The organism is Xanthomonas sp. 3307, assembly GCF_014199735.1.
GTDB lineage: Bacteria > Pseudomonadota > Gammaproteobacteria > Xanthomonadales > Xanthomonadaceae > Xanthomonas_A > Xanthomonas_A rydalmerensis.
Map to the genome: position 1 here is coordinate 109,217 of NZ_JACHOG010000005.1, position 17,112 is coordinate 126,328.

Consider the following 17,112-nt stretch of genomic DNA (forward strand, 5'->3'; position numbering starts at 1 on the left):
CCCCGCTGACTTCCGAGCTGTACCGGCGTTGCGCGCCGGCACGTAGAATGGGCGCATGAGCGACGATACTTCCCGCATGACCAGCCATCGCCCGTACCTGCTGCGGGCGCTGGTGGAATGGATCAACGACAACGGCATGACCCCGCACATCCTGGTGGATGCGGGACTGCCCGGCGTCCAGGTGCCGCCGAGCGCGGTCAAGGACGGGCGGGTGGTACTGAACATCGCCGAGCGCGCGGTGGTGCGGTTGCAGATCGACAACGACGGAGTCAGCTTCACCGCCCGCTTCGGGGGCGTCAGCTACCCGGTGCAGGTGCCGATGTCCGCGGTGCTGGCGGTCTATGCGCGCGAAACCGGGCAGGGCATGGCGCTGCCGGACGACATCCACGGCGCCAGCGAGCCGCAGGGCGACGACACTCCGCCGCCGCCGCGGCCGGGCGGTTCCGACGACGCCGGCAAGCGTCCGCGTCTGCGCGTGGTCAAGTAAGCAGTGGTTGTGCGGCCCCGGTGGCCGCGCGCTGGCCCCGCGAGCTGGTGTTTTTCAGTGTGCGCGCATCGCACGCACCGCGTTCCGTCGTAGGAGCGGCTTTAGCCGCGACGGGCGTTACTGGTAAAGCCGATCGCGGCTGAAGCCGCTCCTACAACAGGCGGGGCGAATCCCTGCGACTGCCCGCTGGACGCGCCGGTGTCGAGGATCGAGGACGGTCGCCGTCCATTCCAGGTGGCACGCGAAGCGGTGTTGACCCACCTTTGCTGTCGCCCAAGAGGCCGCACGCCATCGGTGCGCAGTCGTGATAACTCGGCTCAGTCGCGCTGCGCGCGCGCTTCCTGCAGGCTGCTCACGCTGGCCACCGACGGCCCGCTGAAGGCGATCAGCTGGTCGCCGAGCAGCACCAGACGCCCGCTGTGGCGGTCGGTGCCGTCGTAGGAATAGTCGAAACGGAAGCTGCGCTCGAAGCCGAGCCAGCCGTTGGGCAGACGCCGCAGGCGCAGGCCGGTGCCGTGCACGCTCTGGTCCAGCCACTGCACGTCGGCGGCCTTGCAGGCATTGCGGCCGAGGATTTCGGCGCGTTCGGCGGCGGCGCGCGCGGCGTTCCAGAACGCGAACACCGCGGCGCCGGCGATCATCAACAGGATCAGGCTGGGCATGGCGCCACTGTAGCGAGGCGGCGGTAGGCGGGCAATCTTGGGGCGGTGATTGGGGATTGGGGATTGGGGATTTGCAAGAGCCGCGCCCTTGGGCCGCGTCGCGCGCTGCTTGCAGATGTCTGGGGCGAGGTGCCTTGGCTGACGGGCGCCTCCAGCCCCCACCATGGTCCTGAGCGAGGCGCCTGCATTGCATTGATCACGCGAGGTGTGCGTCCACCGGAGTCCCGGTGTTTAGAGGTGCCCTGGTGTCACGATTGGGCGAACACGCCTTAGCGCTGTGGCTGTGGCTGTGGCTGTGGCTGAGGTTCGGTCTTGGGTGCCTGGTTGCCGGTGGGCGCGGTGGGTTGCGGCGGTGCTGGTACCGCGATGGGGACGGGTGATGCCGCCGCCGGCGTGTTCGGGATCGTGGGTGGTGTGAGTGGTGCCGGCGGGGTGGCGGGCGTGCCGGGGGCCGCCGCGCTGGCCGCGGGCGCGGCTGGCGTCGCCATCGGCGCGGTGGCGGGATCGGTCGGCGCGGTCGGCAGCAGCATCTGCGCCTGCGGTTGCAGCTTCAGCAGGGCGGACCAGTCCTGGCGGTTGAAGTCGCACAGTTCCTCGTGGCCGGGCGTGCATTCGAGCGCGGCGCCTTCGTCGTTCTGGTCCTGCGCCAGCGGCGCATCCAGTTGCAGACGCCCGCTGCGGTCCAGCTTGAGCTTGCGCATGGTCACCGCGTTGAACACGTTGCCGCCGATCAGATACAGGGTCTGGTCGCCGCCGACATTGGCCGCGACCACGATGTCGCAATGCGATTCCCACGGCAGCGGGCGGCCGCGCGCCAGCGCCTCGCGCAGGCCGGCAGCGCCGACCGGCTGCCGACGTCCGCGCAGAAAACACAGCAGGTCGCCGGGCGCGGGTTTTTCCTGCTGCGGGTCGGCAAGGCGATAGGGCAGGCCGTCGGCACCGGCCTGGTAAGCGGCACGGATGTAGTCGATATGGCGGATCGAGGTGTGGAAGCCGGCCACGCCAGCGCGCACCATCACGTAGGACACGAAGGCCGCCGACCACGGGTTGTCGACGATGAAGGCGCGGCAGTCGTTCTCGCGGTAGCGCGACCCGTCCAGCTGCTGGCAGCTCTCGGCGCCGTCGAAGCGGCCCATCGCGCCCAGCGTGCCGCTGTCGCGCCAGTACGTGGCGACGCGCTGCCAGGCTTCGATGCCATCGTCGGCAAGGTCGGCGCGCTCTGCCTCGGTGACGCGCAGGCCGGCCAGGCGGCCGTCGCGATCGATGAACGGGCGCCACCACAGCCGGTGTTCGTTGCAGGCGGTGCGCACGATCGCCACTGCCGCCGGAGTCAGGCCGAAGCGCGGCGGCAGATCGCAGACTTCCGCGGCCGCGGCGCGGCCGGCGGGAAACAGGGCGGCGACACACAGCAGCGCGAACCAGGGGCGGAACATCGGCGAACTCGGCGGGGAGGGGAAAGCGTGCAGCGTCGCAGAGCGGCGTTGGCGAGGCCGTGAAGTGTAGGGCGTGTCGTGCGATGTAGGCAGGTCGCACCGTGCTGGCTGACGCGTTCGCTGGCGATCAGGCGCTTTGCAGCTTGCCCTGGCGCGTGGCGTGACTCATCCAGCGAGGGCTGAAGCGATCAATCTCGGGACCGAGGCATGCGTGCAGACGTGCACGCTTGAGAGAATGTGTCCGCGTTCGCCGCGGGCGAGGGTTTCGCCACAGCGGTCGCCTCGCCACGTGCAGGTCTTGCCGCTACCGCGGGGGCGGGCCGAGTTTCAGCGATAGATCCACCGCCTGCACGTGTTTGGTCAGGGCACCGATGGAGATGCAGTCGACGCCGTCGGCGGCGATCGCGCGCACCGCGTCCAGGTCGACGCCGCCGGAGACTTCCAGCGGGATCGCGCGGTGGAATGGTGCGGCTGCGGCGATCGCCACCGCGTCGCGGCGCTGCTCCGCGGTGAAGTCGTCGATCAGGATGCGGTCGCAGCCGGCCTCTAGCGCCTCGCGCAGTTGCTCCAGGGTTTCCACCTCGACCACCAGCGGCAGTGTCGGCCACTGCGCGCGCGCGGCGGCCACCGCGGCGGGCAGCGAGCCGGCGGCGTGGATGTGGTTTTCCTTGAGCATCACCGTGTCGTACAGGCCGATGCGGTGGTTGCTGCCGCCGCCGCAACGCACCGCGTACTTCTGCGCCAGGCGCAGGCCGGGCAGGGTCTTGCGCGTATCCAGGATGCGCGCGCCGGTGCCGGCGACTGCAGCCACGTAGGCGGCGGTGGCGGTAGCGGTGGCCGACAGAGTCTGCAGGAAGTTCAACGAGGCGCGCTCGGCGCTGACCAGGGCGCGACTGCGCCCGTGCAGCAGGGCCAGCACGGTGCCGGCAGCCACGCGCTGGCCTTCGGCCACCTGCCAGTCGATCCGTACCTGCGGATCCAGCGCCTGGTGGCAGGCGTCGAACCAGGGGCGGCCGGCGATCACCGCGTCCTGCTTGCACAGCAGGTAGGCGCTGTCGGCACGGTCGGGCAGCAGCGCGGCGGTGACGTCGCCGCTGCCGAGGTCCTCGGCCAGTGCGCGCGCCACGTCGGCGGCGATCAGCTCCGCTGCAGGCGCCTGCGGCGGCGCCGGGTCGGGGCTCATTTGGCCGGGAAGTCGGCGAGTTGGGCGGTGCCGATGGCTTCCTCGGCCAGCAGCACTGGAATGCCGTCGTCGACGCGGAACACCTGCTTGCGGTCGCGGGTGATCAGGGCTTCGCGCAGCGGTTGCGCCTGCGCACTGCCATCGGCGCGCTGCACGCCGCCGGCGGCGATGGCGCGATTCAACGCCTCCAGGCCGCGCGCCTCCAGCAGCGCCAGCGGTTGGCGGGTGTCGGGCGAGCAGAGCAGGTCGAGCAGTTTGCGGTCCATCCGGTCTTCGTCTTGCGTGGAAGACGGCTAGAATACGTCTTTAAGGCAGGGGACGGCCATGACCTCCAAGCAAACCGCGCCGCTCGTCGGCATCGTGATGGGTTCCCGCTCCGATTGGGAGACCATGCAGCATGCGGCGCAGAAACTCGATGCGCTGGGTGTGCCCTATGAAGTGAAGGTGGTGTCGGCGCATCGCACCCCGGACGTGTTGTTCTCCTATGCCGAGCAAGCGGCCGCGCGCGGCCTGCGCGCGATCGTGGCCGGCGCTGGCGGCGCCGCGCACCTGCCGGGCATGCTGGCGGCCAAGACCGCGGTGCCGGTGCTGGGTGTGCCGGTGCAGTCCAAGGCGCTCAACGGCATGGACTCGCTGCTGTCGATCGTGCAGATGCCGGCCGGCATCCCGGTAGCCACGTTCGCGATCGGCGTCGCCGGCGCGGCCAATGCCGCGCTGTTCGCCGCGGCGATGCTGGCTCACGACCACGCCGAGATCGGCGCGGCGCTGCGCGAGTTCCGCCAGCGTCAGACCGACGAGGTGATGACCAAGGACGATCCGCGCCAATGACCACCGTCGGCATTCTGGGGGCGGGGCAGTTGGCGCGCATGCTGGCGGTGGCCGGCGTGCCGCTGGGCCTGCGCTTCGCGCTGCTGGATCCGGCGGCCGATGCCTGCGCCGGGCAGGTGGCGCCGCTGCGGGTCGGCGACTATGCCGACCAGGCCGCGCTGGCGGCGTTCGCGGACGCGGTCGACGTGGCGACCTTCGATTTCGAGAACGTGCCGGCGGACAGCGCCGCGGCCCTGGCCGGACAGGTGCCGGTGTTCCCGAGCCCGGATGCGCTGGCGGTGGCGCAGGACCGCCTGGCCGAGAAGACCCTGTTCCGCGAGCTCGGCATCCCGGTGCCGGCGTTCGCCGCGATCGACACCCGCGCGGACCTGGATGCGGCGCTGGCGCAGGTCGGTACGCCCTGCATCCTCAAGACCCGCCGGCTCGGTTACGACGGCAAGGGCCAGTTCCGCATCGCCTCCGCCGCCGACGCCGATGCGGCCTGGGCGGCGCTGGGTGCGCAGGCGGCAAGCGTGGGCCTGATCGCCGAGGCGTTCGTGCCGTTCCAGCGCGAGGTCAGCGTGGTGGCGGTGCGCAGCCGCGACGGCGAATTCCGCACCTGGCCGCTCACCGAGAACTGGCATGTGCACGGTGTGCTCTCGGCCAGCCTGGCCCCGGCGCAGGCCGATGCCGCGCTGGAGCAGGCGGCGGTGGCGCATGCGCGTGCCCTGGCCGAGCGTCTGCAGTACGTGGGCGTGTTCGCGCTGGAACTGTTCTGCCGCGACGGCGAGCTGCTGGCCAACGAGATGGCCCCGCGCGTGCACAACTCCGGCCACTGGACCATCGAAGGCGCGGAAACCTCGCAGTTCGAGAACCACCTGCGCGCGGTGCTGGGGCTGCCGCTCGGTTCCACGCGCATGCGCGGCCACGCCTGCATGCTCAACTGGATCGGCACGATGCCCGATGCCGCAGCGGTGCTGGCGCAGCCCGGCGGACACTGGCACGACTACGGCAAGGAACCGCGCGAGGGCCGCAAGGTCGGCCACGCCACCTTGCGCGAGGACACGCCCGAGGCGCTGGCCCAGGCACTGCAGGCGGTGGGCGAGCAGCTGCAGCGCCAAGCCCAGGTCGCCCCGGTGATCGCCGCCCTGCGCGGCCAGCGCTGAATCAGGAGCAATAGGCCCAGGTTACGCCTGGGCCGGTGACTGGCGGCCACGGCCACCGCTCCTGCGACTCCCCAATCCCGACTCCCCAATCCCCACTCCCGGCTCACCGCAGATTGAACGCCGCGAACTCCCAGTTCACCAGCTTCCAGAACGCCTGCAGATAGCGCGCGCGGTCGCCGGGGTAGTCGGTGTAGTAGGCGTGTTCCCAGACGTCGCAGGCCAGCAGCGGCGTGTCGTCGCCGGTCAGCGGGGTGCCGGCGTTGGCCGTGCTGACCACCGCCAGACTGGCGTCCGGACGCTGCACCAGCCAGACCCAGCCGGAGCCGAACACGGCCAGCGCCATGCGCTCGAACTCGGCCTTGAACCGGGCCACGTCGCCGAAGCTCTTGACCAGGCGTTCGCCGAGCGCACCGCCGGGTTCGCCGCCGCCGCGCGGGCGCAGGCCGCGCCAGTAGAACTCGTGGTTCCAGACTTCGGCCGCCTCCTGGAACAGCCGGCCCTGGGCGCGCCGCAGCAGGTCCGGCAGCGCCAGCTCGGCCAGGTCGCTGCCGGCCAGCCGCGCATTGAGCCGCTCCACCAGGGCGCGCTGATGTTGGCCGTGGTGCTGTTCCACCGCGGCAGCGGACAGGTGCGGGGCCAGCGCCGCAGCGGCGTAGGGCAGGGGAGCGAGTTCGATGGGCATGGATCCTCTGGCGGTTTCGGGCGCGCGTCGCGGTACTGCCGCGCGCAGGGCTTACACTATGCGGCTACGCGAGAGTCTAGCCGACCGCCAAGGTCGTTCTTTCGCCCCAGCAGGAGAGAACCCGCATGCAGGTGATGGAGCGCATCCAGGCCGACGTCGAACGCCATCCCATCGTGTTGTTCATGAAGGGCACGCCGCAGTACCCGATGTGCGGCTTTTCCAGCCGCGCGTTGCAGGCGCTGCTGGCCGCAGGTGCCGACCGCCTGCACACCGTCAACGTGCTCGACGAGCCGGAGATCCGGGCCAACCTGCCGCGCTACTCGAACTGGCCGACGTACCCGCAGTTGTTCATCCACGGCGAGCTGATCGGCGGCTGCGACATCACCATGGAACTGTTCGAGTCCGGCGAACTGCAGCGCATCGTGACCGAGGCCTACCAGTCGTGAGCGCGCCTGCGTCGCCGCAGGCCGGCGCGCTGGCGCAGCGGGTGATCCTAGTCAGCGGTGCCGCCGGCGGGCTCGGCAGCGCCGCGGCGCTGGCCTGCGCCCAGGCAGGGGCCACGGTGGTCCTGCTGGGGCACAAGCCGGCGCGCTTGAACCGGGTCTACGATGCGATCGCCGCGGTCGGCGCCGCGCCGCTGCTGTATCCGCTGGACCTGCTCGGCGCCACTCCCCCGGACTACGCCACCTTGGCCGAGCGCCTGCAGGGCGAACTCGGCCGCCTGGACGGGCTGCTGCACTGCGCCGCCGACTTCGCCGGGCTGACTCCGTTCGAGCATGCCGATCCGGCCCAGTTCGCGCGCGCCCTCCACGTCAACCTGACCGCCGCGGCCTGGCTGACCCAGGCTTGCCTGCCGTTGCTGCGGCAGGCCGAGGATGCCGCGATCGTGTTCGCGGTGGACGATCCGGAGCGGGTCGGCCAGGCTTACTGGGGTGGCTACGGCGCGGCCCAGCATGGCCGCCGCGGCCTGTTGGCGAGCCTGCACGGTGAACTGGCCGCCTCGCGCGTGCGCGTGGCCGGCCTGCAGCCGGGGCCGATGCGCACCGCCTTGCGCGCCCGCGCCTATACCCATCAAGAAGACCTCGATGCGGTCGACCCGGCGCGCTACGCCGGCGCCTGCGTCGAGCTGTTGTCGCCCGCCGGCGCCGCGCACCGCGGCGCGATCTGGAATCCCCTGGCATGACCATTCTGTCGGCAGCGCTGCTGCTGTTCCTGATCCTCGACCCGCTGGGCAATATCCCGGTGTTCCTCAGCGTGCTCAAGCCGCTGCCGGCGCGGCGCCAGCGCGTCGTGCTGGCACGCGAACTGCTGATCGCGCTGGGCGTGCTGATGGGCTTCCTGTGGGGCGGCAAGTACGCGCTGGAAGTGATGCATCTGCGCCAGGAGTCGGTGGCCATCGCCGGCGGCATCGTGCTGTTCCTGATCGGCATCCGCATGATCTTCCCGCGCCCGGAAGGGCTGATGGGCGAGATTCCCGACGGCGAGCCCTTTATCGTGCCGCTGGCCATCCCGCTGGTGGCCGGTCCCTCCGGCATGGCCGCGGTGATGCTGATGGGCAGCAACGAGCCGACCCGGCTGGGCGAGTGGAGCCTGGCGCTGATCCTGGCTTGGCTGGGGACCTCGGCGCTGCTGTTCTCCGGCACGCTGCTGTACAAGTTGCTCGGCATGCGGGTGCTGACCGCAGTGGAGCGGCTGATGGGCATGCTGCTGGTGGCGATCTCGGTGCAGATGTTCCTGGACGGGCTCAGCGCCTATCTGAAGCTGCCAGTCGCCGGCTGAGGCCGCCCGCGGCCGAGCGGTGAGCGCCGTGGGGACGGCGCGGTCCCGGCAAATGTTTCGCCGCATCACGCTGCGCCGCTCGCCGGCCAGCGTGTGAGGTCATGGGAGGGCATCCGGTCGATCGCCGCCACATCCCGGCCGTGATCCTGTCTCCTCCTTGTCGCCAAAAGCGGCCAGGACTGGGATCCAGGTCCTGTGATGTCCGCTTGTGCCGGGTTGTCACGATTTGGCAACAAATTGGCCCTATGGTGTTAAACTCATGTTAACCCTTGCGGGGAATCGGCAAGGGTGACCAGCCCCCATTCCGCGGCCGTGCGCCCTTACTCGCACGGCACTGCCATGCGCATTTCGTCAAACTCCATCGAGGCTATTGCAATGATTCAACCCCGTCTGCGGATGTCCAAGCTCACTCTGGGCCTCGTTGCGGCGCTGGCCGCTGCGCCGGTGTTCGCCCAGAGCACCTCCGCCGGTGTCGGCGGTGTGGTGACCCATGGTGGCCAGCCGGTCGCTGGCGCCGAGGTGACCATCACCCACGTCGAGTCGGGTACGGTCAGCCGCGCCACCACCGATGCCGCAGGTCGCTACAACGCGCGCGGCCTGCGCGTCGGCGGTCCGTACAGCATCACCATCACCAAGTCGGGCGACGGCACCAAGACCGAAGACGGCGTGTACCTGAGCGTCAACCAGAACGCCACCATCAACGCCGACCTGACCGGCGACATGGCCGCGCCGACCACGCTGGAGACGGTCAATGCCGTCGCTATCGCCGGCGGCTCGGAAGTGTTCAGCGCCACCAAGATGGGCTCGGGCACCAACGTCGGCCGCGAGCAGATCGAAGCGCTGCCGTCGATCAACGGCAACATCCAGGACTACATGCGCCTGGATCCGCGCGTGGCCTTCGTCGATCGCGCCTCGGGCACGATCAGCGCCGGCGGCCTGAACCCGCGCTACAACTCGATCAACATCGACGGCGTCTCGGCCAGCGACACCTTCGGCCTGGAAGGCAACAACATGACCACCCGGCGCCAGCCGGTGTCGATGGAGGCCATCGAAGCCATCGACGTCAACCTGTCCAACTACGACGTCAGCATCGCCAGCGCCGCCGGCGCCACCGTCAACGCGGTGACCAAGTCCGGTACCAACGAGTTCCACGGTTCGGTGTACGGCAGCTATCGCGACGGCGACTGGTTCGGCGACAACCCGGACGGCAGCAAGTTCAACGGCTTCACCAAGGAGAAGACCTACGGCGCGACCTTCGGCGGCCCGATCGTCAAGGACAAGCTGTTCTTCTTCGCCAACTACGAGAAGTTCCAGCAGGACGCGCCGGGCCTCGACCTGGGCAGCACCGCGCTGGGCAAGGCCAACGCCAAGTACGGCATGGCCGACGTGACCCGCGCCCAGCAGATCGCCCAGAACTACGGCTTCGACGCCGGCACCCTGGACAGCGACGGCAACACCGATCTGAAGGAATACGCGCTCAAGCTCGACTGGAACATCAGCGACAACCACCGCGCCAGCTTCCGCTACAGCAAGCTCGACCAGAGCAAACTGCGCATCAACGGCGCCGGCAGTTCCAGCCAGGCCTCGCTGAGCTCGTACTGGTACCAGCACGAGAAGTCGGTCGAGAGCTACGTCGGCCAGCTGTTCAGCGACTGGTCCGAGAACTTCTCCACCGAGTTCAAGGTGTCCTACCGCGACTACTCCGCGATCCGCGTGGTGCCGACCAACGCGCCGAGCATCGCCGTGTACTTCGACGGTTCGGTCGCCAACCCGACCGGCGACGTGCTGTACCTGGGCACCGAGACCAACTCGCAGGGCAACATCCTCACCACCAAGACCTGGAACTACTACGGTGCGGGCACGCTGACCCTGGACAACCACAACCTGAAGTTCGGCGTCGACTACAGCACCAACGACATCTACAACCTGTACGGCCGCAACACCTGGGGCGTGTACACCTTCTTCGGCCTGGACAACTTCGCCAGCGGCCGCTGGAGCTCGTACCAGCTCAACCAGGAGCGTAGCCCGGGTTCGATCGCGGCCGACTACAAGAACAGCAACCTCGGCCTGTTCGTGCAAGACACCTGGTACGTCAACAACAACCTGACCCTGACCCTGGGTCTGCGCGGCGATCGTGCGAAGGTGAGCCCGGATCCGACCTACAACGCGGCGGCGCAGGCCTACTTCGGCTACGACAACAGCAAGGTCTTCAACGGCGACTTCCTGATCCAGCCGCGCGTCGGCTTCAACTACACCTTCGACACCGACCGTCCGACCCAGTTGCGCGGTGGCGTGGGCCTGTTCCAGGGCGATGCGCCGCAGGTGTGGATCGGCAACAGCTACTCCAACACCGGCTTCAACTACAACGCCTACAGCTATACCGCCTACAACCCGGCACTGCCGTTCAGCCCGAACAAGGACACCCAGCCGGTACCGAACGCCCCGGGTTCGGCGACCCAGGGCGTGAGCTTCGTCGGCAACGACTTCAAGCTGCCGTCGCTGTACAAGGCCAACCTGGCCCTGGATCACGAACTGCCGTGGTACGGCATCGTGGCCTCGGCCGAGCTGCTGGTGACCAAGGTCAAGGACGGCCTGTACTACAAGAGCCTGAATATCGGTCGCGTCAATGGCCAGGGCCAGGATCCGAGCGCGGCCTACTATGGTCCGGACGGCCGTGCGCTGTACTGGAACCCGGCCCGTACCGGGCGTCCGTGGGCGACCGGCGACAACCGCTACAACCGCAACCAGGCGTATAGCGACGTCTACCTGATCGACAACACCGACAAGGGCAAGACCCAGCAGTTCACCGTGTCGCTGTCCAAGCCGTTCAGCGAAGGCGGCGACTGGTCCTGGACCCTGGGCTACACCTACACCCACGCCACCGAAGTCGGCTCGCTGACCAGCTCCACCGCCAGCTCGGGCTGGGGCTACCAGTACGCCTTCAACGCCAACTCGGAAACCGAGAACACCTCGCGCTACGAGATCAAGGACCGCATCTCCGGCTCGCTGGATTGGAAGCACATGTTCTTCGGCGACTACGAGACCCGTGTGGGCCTGGTCTACGAAGGCCGCAGCGGCCGTCCGTACAGCTACGTGTTCAACGGCGACGCCAACGGCGACGGCCGTTCGACCAACGACCTGTTCTACGTGCCGAAGGGCCCGGGCGACGTGCTGTTCGGCACGCTGAGCAGCACCGGTGCGTTCACCGCCAACCCGGCCCTGCAGCAGCAGTTCTTCGACTGGCTGGCCAAGAACCCGCAGCTGGCCAAGTACGCCGGCAGCTACGCCCCGGCCAACGGCTTCCGTTCCGGCTGGATCAACACCTTCGACGTGCGCATCACCCAGCAGCTGCCCGGCTTCTTCAAGGGCCACAAGTCCGAGGTCTGGCTGGACATCCAGAACGTGGGCAACCTGCTGAACAAGAAGTGGGGCCGGATCTACGACTACGGCTTCTACGCCGACGCCCGCGTCGCCAACCTGCAGGGCATCTATCAGGGCAAGTACGTGTACAACACCCTGTACACCGACCAGCCGACGGCCGCCAACGCCGACGCCGATGGTTTCAACACCGGCGTGTCGCAGTGGTCGCTGCAGTTGGGCTTCCGCTATCAGTTCTGATCGCGGCGCAGGCTAGCTGAAGCGTTGGGAACGGCCGGGGCGACCCGGCCGTTTTCTTTTTGTGGGGGCTGACGTTAAAGTCGCCGGCTGACGACACCGACAAGACATTCGATATGACGACCAGCAATACGGCCGCGCGCGCGCTGCCGGTAGTGGATGCGCGGATCTACCCGCGCGGCGGCCTGGACATCCTCTCGCGCGTGGAAGTGGCGCGCCTGCGCGATGCCTCCAGCGGCGGCCTGCACGAGTTGCTGCGGCGCTGCGCGCTGGCGGTGCTGACCAGTGGCAGCGCGTCCGACGATCCGCGCGCGGCGCGCGACCTGTATCCCGACTTCGACATCCAGGTGGTGCAGCGCGACCGCGGTGTGCGCATCGATCTGCTCAACGCACCGGCGATGGCCTTCGTCGACGGCGAGATCATCAACGGCGTGGCCGAGCTGCTGTTCGCCGTGGTCCGCGACCTGGCCTACATGGCCATCGAGCTCGGCCCGGAATCGACCACCGACCTGCAGTCCAGCGAAGGTATCACCAATGCGGTGTTCGGCCAGTTGCGCAACGCGCGCATCCTGCAGCCGAACGATCCCAAGCTGGTGGTGTGCTGGGGCGGCCATTCGATCTCGCGCGACGAGTACCTGTACACCAAGCAGGTCGGCTACGAGCTGGGGTTGCGCGGGCTGGACATCTGCACCGGCTGCGGCCCGGGTGCGATGAAGGGGCCGATGAAGGGCGCCACCATCGCCCACGCCAAGCAGCGCAAGCACGACAACCGCTACATCGGCGTGACCGAGCCGGGCATCATCGCCGCCGAGTCGCCGAACCCGATCGTCAACCATCTGGTGATCATGCCGGACATCGAGAAGCGCCTGGAGGCCTTCGTCCGCATCGGCCACGGCATCATCGTGTTTCCCGGTGGCGTCGGTACCGCCGAGGAGATCCTGTACCTGCTCGGTATCCTGCTGCGCGAGGAGAACCGCGACCTGCCGTTCCCGCTGATCCTCACTGGCCCGACCATCGCCGCGCCGTATTTCGAGCAGATCGATCGCTTCCTGCGCCTGACCCTGGGCGAAGCGGCGACCTCGCGCTACGAGATCGTGGTCGGCGATCCGGTGGCGGTGGCGCGCAAGATGGCTGCCGGCATCCAGCAGGTGCGCACGCACCGCAAGGAGCAGAAGGACGCGTTCTACTTCAACTGGTCGGTGGACATCCCGCTGGAATATCAGCGTCCGTTCGAGCCGACTCACGAGGCGATGGCCGCGCTGGATCTGCACCATGGCCGTCCGCCGCACGCATTGGCCGCTGACCTGCGTCGCGCCTTCTCCGGCATCGTCGCCGGCAACGTCAAGGAAGACGGCATGCGCCGCATCGAGCAGCATGGCCCGTTCGAGATCCATGGCGATGCGGACATGATGCAGGCGCTGGACGAACTGCTGCGCGCCTTCGTCGAACAGCGCCGCATGAAGATCTCCGGCGAGTACCGGCCCTGCTACCGGGTCATGGCCTGAGCCCGATCCGGATCGTCGCGACGAACCAGGCGCCATCGCTGGCGGTGTGCAGCGAGGCGCCTTCCATGCTTTCCAGGCGCGTGCGCAGGGCCGACAGGCCGACGCGGTGACCGCGACCGATGTGCGGCGACAGGCCGCCTGCCGGCACTGCGTTGCGCACCCGGATCTCCAGGGCGCCGTCGCGTTCGCCGATGGCGATGCCGATCTCGCCGCCCTCGGCAGTGCATTCGATGCCATGATGCACGGCGTTCTCCAGCAGCGGTTGCAACGACAGCCGCGGAATCCGCACCGGTACCGACATCTCGGGTAAATCCCACTGCACGCGCAGGCGCGGCCCGAAGCGGATCGCCTCGATGTCCAGGTAACGCCTGGCCAGGTCGATCTCGTCCTGCAGGTCGACCAGGTCCGGCGCCGCCAGCGCGGCGCGAAACAGGTCCGACAGGTCCATCAGCAGCTGTTCCACCTGCTGCGGTTGCCGGTGCACCAGCATCACCGCGGTGTTGAGCGTGTTGAACAGGAAGTGCGGCTGCACGCGCGCGGTCAGCGCGTCGATCTCGGCCTGCTTGGCGCGTTCGACCAGTTGCTTGATGCGCACATGGTTGTGCAGCGCGGCCATGCCGAGCAGGCCGATCAGCAGGGCGATGCCGGACAACTGCAGCGACAATGCCAGCCATGCGCGGCTGGAGAGCTGCCAGTAGTCGCCGAAGGCATACAGGATCACCCCGCTGATCAGCCAGGTCAGTGCCTGCATCAGGCCCAACGTGGCCACGGTGATGGACAGGAAGCCGCCTCCGGCCAGCGCCCGTCGCAACAGCAGTAGGCTGGCCAGGGTCAGCAGCGCGACCCACTGGATGCCCAGCGATGCCAGCCCGAAGTAGACCCAGCGGCTTCCGGCCATGCCCGCGCCCGGGACCGGGGTCAGGGCCAGGATGGCGGCGATGCATTCGCCGGCCATCACGATCCAGATCAGGGTCGAGGGTTGCTTGAGGACCTGCAACTGGTCGTTGGAATAGGCGGAGGCGGGCATCGGGGCGGAAGGCGGTGGGGCAGGGCCGAGGTGCATCATGCCGGCTGGCGCCGCGCCGCGCACGGTCCGTCCACTCCCCCATATCCGCCATCCGTCGGCAACGGCTGGCGCGTGGGCGGTCCGGCCGCTAGCGTGGCCGGCGGGAGAATCTGGGGAAGACTATGGCGGTTCCTTGCGAGCGTGGCCTTGCCGAGCGGACGCAACGTGGCTTCACGCTGGTGGAGCTGATGGTCACCGTGGCGGTGCTGGCCATCATCATGGCGCTGGCAGTGCCCAGCTTCACCGGCCTGATCCGCAGCAACCGCCTGACCAGCGCCGCCAACGAGCTGATCGCCGCGGTGCAGTTGACGCGCTCGGAAGCGGTACGCCTGAACGGTGGTGTCAGTCTCTGCCGTAGCGACGACGGTGCCACCTGCGCCAGCGGCGGCAACTGGACCCGTTACCTGACCGTCGCCCGCGATGGCACCGTGCTGCGCAGCACGACCCTGCGCACCGGCCTGGTCGTCACCAGTAGCACCCTGGATGCCCTCGGCGACAAGCTGACCTTCGGTGCCGACGGCATTGCGCGCAACAGCAGCGGTACGCCAGTGATAGGCGGCATCGTGGTCTGCATGGCGGTTACCAACCCATCCAACAATGTCCGGAGCGTCAAGCTGATGGGCGGCAGCCGCGCCCAGGTCACATCGACATCCGACGGCGGCAGCTGTACCACCACCGGCTGAGCCGGTTCCGGCAAGCGGAGACACCATGAAGCGGTTCCAGAGCGGCAGACACATGGCAGGCGTCACCCTCATCGAGGTGATGATCTCGGTGTTGATCCTGGGAGTGGGGATGCTGGGCGTGGCGGCGATGCAGACCACGGCGCTGCGCAACAACCAGAGCGCGCTGCAGCGCAGCCAGATCGTCATGCAGACCTACACGATCCTCGATGCGATGCGCGCCAACCGCAGCGCGGCGATGCTCGGGGCCTACAACACCGGCAGCATGCTGTGCACGGCGCCGGCCGCGGGCGATCTGGTGGCGACCGACAAGTCGGTCTGGCTCAACGGCTTGAAGGATGCGATTGGCGGCGACAAGACGACGACCTGCGGTTCCATCGCCTGCAACGACGGCAATTGCACGATCACCGTGCAATGGGACGACAGCCGCGGAATGAACTCCAGTGCTAACGGCAACATCAGCGGCAGCGCGACCCAGACCCTGAGCACGACGGCCCAACTGTGAACATACGTATCGCGCTTACGCCGCCGCGGCGCCAATCCGGCTTCAACCTGATCGAGCTGATGATTTCGATGTTGCTCGGCCTGCTGGTGGTCGGTGCGGCGATCGGCATCTTCCTGTCCAACCGCCAGACCTATGCGGCGACCGAGGGCCTGAGCCGGATCCAGGAGTCGGCGCGGACCGGCTTCGAGATGATGGCCCAGGACATCCGCGAGGCCGGCGGCAATCCCTGCGATTCCGGATTGCCGGTGGCGAACGTGCTGAACAATCCGACGGCGAGCTGGTGGATGAATTGGGCGTTGCCGCTGACCGGTTACGAGAACACCAGCCCGTCCGGCCTCTCCATCACGTCAGGCACTGACGTGATCCAGATCCTGTCCGCCGGTACCGGCGGTGCGACCGTGACGGCGCACAACCCCGTGAACCAGACGCTGACGCTCAACGCGGCAGCGCCGGATCTGCACAGCAACGCGATCATGCTGTTGTGCGACCGCCAGCAACTGGCGGTGCTGCAGGTGAACAGCGTTTCCGGCACCACCGCCAATTACTCCAGTGGTGGGCTCAACGCCTGCACGCGGCTCGGGCGCCTGCCGGGCGTGTGTGTCGCTGGTTCGAACAATTACCAATACGAGATCAACTCCATCCTGACCGAAGTGCGGGCCGTACGCTGGTATGTGGCCGCCAGTAGCGGCGGGGCAGGGGGCACGTCCCTGTATCAGGAAGTGATCGCGCCAGGCGGCACGAGTCAGAAGAACGAAATCGCCGATGGCGTCACCGGCCTGCAGTTCAAATACCTGTCCACCGGCGGCACCGCCTATGCCGATGCCAGCGCCGTGGGCAATTGGGCCAACGTCATCGCGGTGCAGATCAGCATGACCGTCAGCGCCAACACGGCGGCCGGCGCAAACCAGCAGCCGGCGACACGGACTTTCAGCACGATCGTGAGCATCAGGAACCGGAACCCGTGAACATGTCTCCGTCGCCCCGCCGGCAGGCCGGCATTTCGCTCATCGTCGTCCTGCTGCTGTTGCTGGTGATGACCCTGTTGGGACTGGCCGTGCTGCGCGGCACGCTGCTGCAGGAGCGCATGTCTTCCAACATGTACGACCGCAGCCTGGGATTCCAGGCCGCCGAAAGCGCCTTGCGCGATGCGGAGAAGGTCATTCAGACCGCCGCTGCGGCCGGCAATACCGTCGGCTTCAACTGCTCGTCAGGCACCACCGTATGTCCGGCCGTGCCCAGTAACACGTATACCGGCAATGCCTCCAGCGGCTGTGCGCTGGGCACCCAGGAGTGCTGGGTGAACGGCACGGTGGCGCCGAAGGGCCAGGCAGTGCCGGCCCAGTACTACATCCAGTATCTGGGCCAGCGCACCAGCGAGGATCAGTTGGGCCTGGGGTCGAGCATCAACCAGAACCAGTATGGCGGTACCGGCGGCACGTCGCTTGAAAAATACTATCGGGTGATCGCGCGTAGCGGCGATCCGTCCGCGTCCAATGGCCGCGCCATTGTCGTGCTGCAGACCAACGTCACCGTCAAGTAATG

General features: G+C 68.2%; 18 protein-coding genes. 12 read left to right on the top strand and 6 right to left on the bottom strand.

Features of this window, described 5'->3' with window-relative positions:
• Nucleotides 1-55 precede the first annotated feature (55 nt).
• On the top strand, nt 56-487 hold the full coding sequence (locus GGR64_RS13460; RefSeq protein WP_184646474.1) for a ClpXP protease specificity-enhancing factor: 432 nt from the start codon (nt 56-58) through the stop codon (nt 485-487).
• Nucleotides 488-804: 317 nt separating this feature from the next.
• Here the strand turns inward: GGR64_RS13460 and GGR64_RS13465 are convergent, their stop codons facing one another.
• The 4 genes from GGR64_RS13465 to GGR64_RS13480 all read right to left on the bottom strand — a co-directional run bounded on the left by GGR64_RS13465 (nt 805) and on the right by GGR64_RS13480 (nt 4,031).
• Nucleotides 805-1,149, bottom strand: a complete 345-nt coding sequence (locus GGR64_RS13465) for a DUF3301 domain-containing protein (RefSeq protein WP_184447549.1) — start codon at nt 1,147-1,149, stop codon at nt 805-807.
• A gap of 269 nt (nt 1,150-1,418) precedes the next feature.
• Nucleotides 1,419-2,582 carry a DUF2272 domain-containing protein gene (locus GGR64_RS13470; protein WP_184646476.1) on the bottom strand — a complete coding sequence of 388 codons (1,164 nt, stop codon included), beginning with the start codon at nt 2,580-2,582 and terminating at the stop codon, nt 1,419-1,421.
• Nucleotides 2,583-2,886: 304 nt separating this feature from the next.
• Nucleotides 2,887-3,765, bottom strand: coding sequence for a carboxylating nicotinate-nucleotide diphosphorylase (gene nadC, locus GGR64_RS13475; protein ID WP_184646478.1), 879 nt, complete (start codon nt 3,763-3,765; stop codon nt 2,887-2,889).
• Complete coding sequence (locus tag GGR64_RS13480) at nt 3,762-4,031, bottom strand: Trm112 family protein (RefSeq protein ID WP_010342118.1); 270 nt, start codon at nt 4,029-4,031, stop codon at nt 3,762-3,764. Before GGR64_RS13480 ends, nadC begins: the two co-directional genes overlap by 4 nt.
• 58 nt (nt 4,032-4,089) lie before the next feature.
• Between GGR64_RS13480 and purE the strand changes: the two genes are divergently transcribed.
• Nucleotides 4,090-4,593, top strand: a complete 504-nt coding sequence (gene purE, locus GGR64_RS13485; protein ID WP_184646479.1) for a 5-(carboxyamino)imidazole ribonucleotide mutase — start codon at nt 4,090-4,092, stop codon at nt 4,591-4,593.
• A complete protein-coding gene (locus tag GGR64_RS13490; protein ID WP_184646481.1) occupies nt 4,590-5,738 on the top strand; it encodes a 5-(carboxyamino)imidazole ribonucleotide synthase in 1,149 nt (382 codons plus the stop codon). The genes purE and GGR64_RS13490 overlap by 4 nt, the downstream gene beginning before the upstream one ends.
• Before the next feature lie 103 nt (nt 5,739-5,841).
• On the opposite strand, the gene GGR64_RS13495 is transcribed toward GGR64_RS13490, so the two are convergent.
• Entirely contained in the window at nt 5,842-6,420 is a 579-nt protein-coding gene (locus GGR64_RS13495) for a Fe-Mn family superoxide dismutase (RefSeq protein ID WP_184646483.1), read from the bottom strand.
• A 125-nt stretch (nt 6,421-6,545) separates the two neighbouring features.
• On the opposite strand from GGR64_RS13495, the gene grxD reads away from it, so the two are divergent.
• The 5 genes from grxD to ppnN all read left to right on the top strand — a co-directional run bounded on the left by grxD (nt 6,546) and on the right by ppnN (nt 13,319).
• On the top strand, nt 6,546-6,866 hold the full coding sequence (gene grxD / locus GGR64_RS13500) for a Grx4 family monothiol glutaredoxin (protein ID WP_048489897.1): 321 nt from the start codon (nt 6,546-6,548) through the stop codon (nt 6,864-6,866).
• Complete coding sequence (locus GGR64_RS13505) at nt 6,863-7,603, top strand: SDR family NAD(P)-dependent oxidoreductase (protein WP_184646485.1); 741 nt, start codon at nt 6,863-6,865, stop codon at nt 7,601-7,603. The genes grxD and GGR64_RS13505 overlap by 4 nt, the downstream gene beginning before the upstream one ends.
• Nucleotides 7,600-8,199 carry a MarC family protein gene (locus GGR64_RS13510; RefSeq protein ID WP_160967296.1) on the top strand — a complete coding sequence of 200 codons (600 nt, stop codon included), beginning with the start codon at nt 7,600-7,602 and terminating at the stop codon, nt 8,197-8,199. Before GGR64_RS13505 ends, GGR64_RS13510 begins: the two co-directional genes overlap by 4 nt.
• Before the next feature lie 396 nt (nt 8,200-8,595).
• Nucleotides 8,596-11,817: a TonB-dependent receptor gene (locus tag GGR64_RS13515; RefSeq protein ID WP_160967298.1), complete on the top strand. Its 3,222-nt coding sequence runs from the start codon at nt 8,596-8,598 to the stop codon at nt 11,815-11,817.
• A gap of 113 nt (nt 11,818-11,930) precedes the next feature.
• Nucleotides 11,931-13,319 (top strand): nucleotide 5'-monophosphate nucleosidase PpnN, encoded by a 1,389-nt coding sequence (ppnN, locus tag GGR64_RS13520; RefSeq protein WP_184646487.1) that lies wholly within the window; start codon nt 11,931-11,933, stop codon nt 13,317-13,319.
• Here ppnN and GGR64_RS13525 read toward each other — a convergent pair.
• On the bottom strand, nt 13,309-14,346 hold the full coding sequence (locus GGR64_RS13525; protein WP_160967300.1) for a histidine kinase: 1,038 nt from the start codon (nt 14,344-14,346) through the stop codon (nt 13,309-13,311). The genes ppnN and GGR64_RS13525 overlap by 11 nt on opposite strands.
• Nucleotides 14,347-14,573: 227 nt before the next feature.
• On the opposite strand from GGR64_RS13525, the gene GGR64_RS13530 reads away from it, so the two are divergent.
• From GGR64_RS13530 to GGR64_RS13545, 4 genes are read left to right on the top strand one after another with little or no spacing between them, the layout of a single operon-like run.
• Nucleotides 14,574-15,068 carry a GspH/FimT family pseudopilin gene (locus tag GGR64_RS13530; protein ID WP_237475329.1) on the top strand — a complete coding sequence of 165 codons (495 nt, stop codon included), beginning with the start codon at nt 14,574-14,576 and terminating at the stop codon, nt 15,066-15,068.
• A gap of 25 nt (nt 15,069-15,093) precedes the next feature.
• Nucleotides 15,094-15,570, top strand: a complete 477-nt coding sequence (gene pilV / locus GGR64_RS13535) for a type IV pilus modification protein PilV (RefSeq protein ID WP_160967302.1) — start codon at nt 15,094-15,096, stop codon at nt 15,568-15,570.
• Nucleotides 15,567-16,535: a PilW family protein gene (locus tag GGR64_RS13540; protein WP_184646488.1), complete on the top strand. Its 969-nt coding sequence runs from the start codon at nt 15,567-15,569 to the stop codon at nt 16,533-16,535. Before pilV ends, GGR64_RS13540 begins: the two co-directional genes overlap by 4 nt.
• Nucleotides 16,536-16,537: 2 nt before the next feature.
• Nucleotides 16,538-17,110, top strand: a complete 573-nt coding sequence (locus GGR64_RS13545; protein WP_160967304.1) for a PilX N-terminal domain-containing pilus assembly protein — start codon at nt 16,538-16,540, stop codon at nt 17,108-17,110.
• The last annotated feature ends 2 nt before the right edge of the window (nt 17,111-17,112 follow it).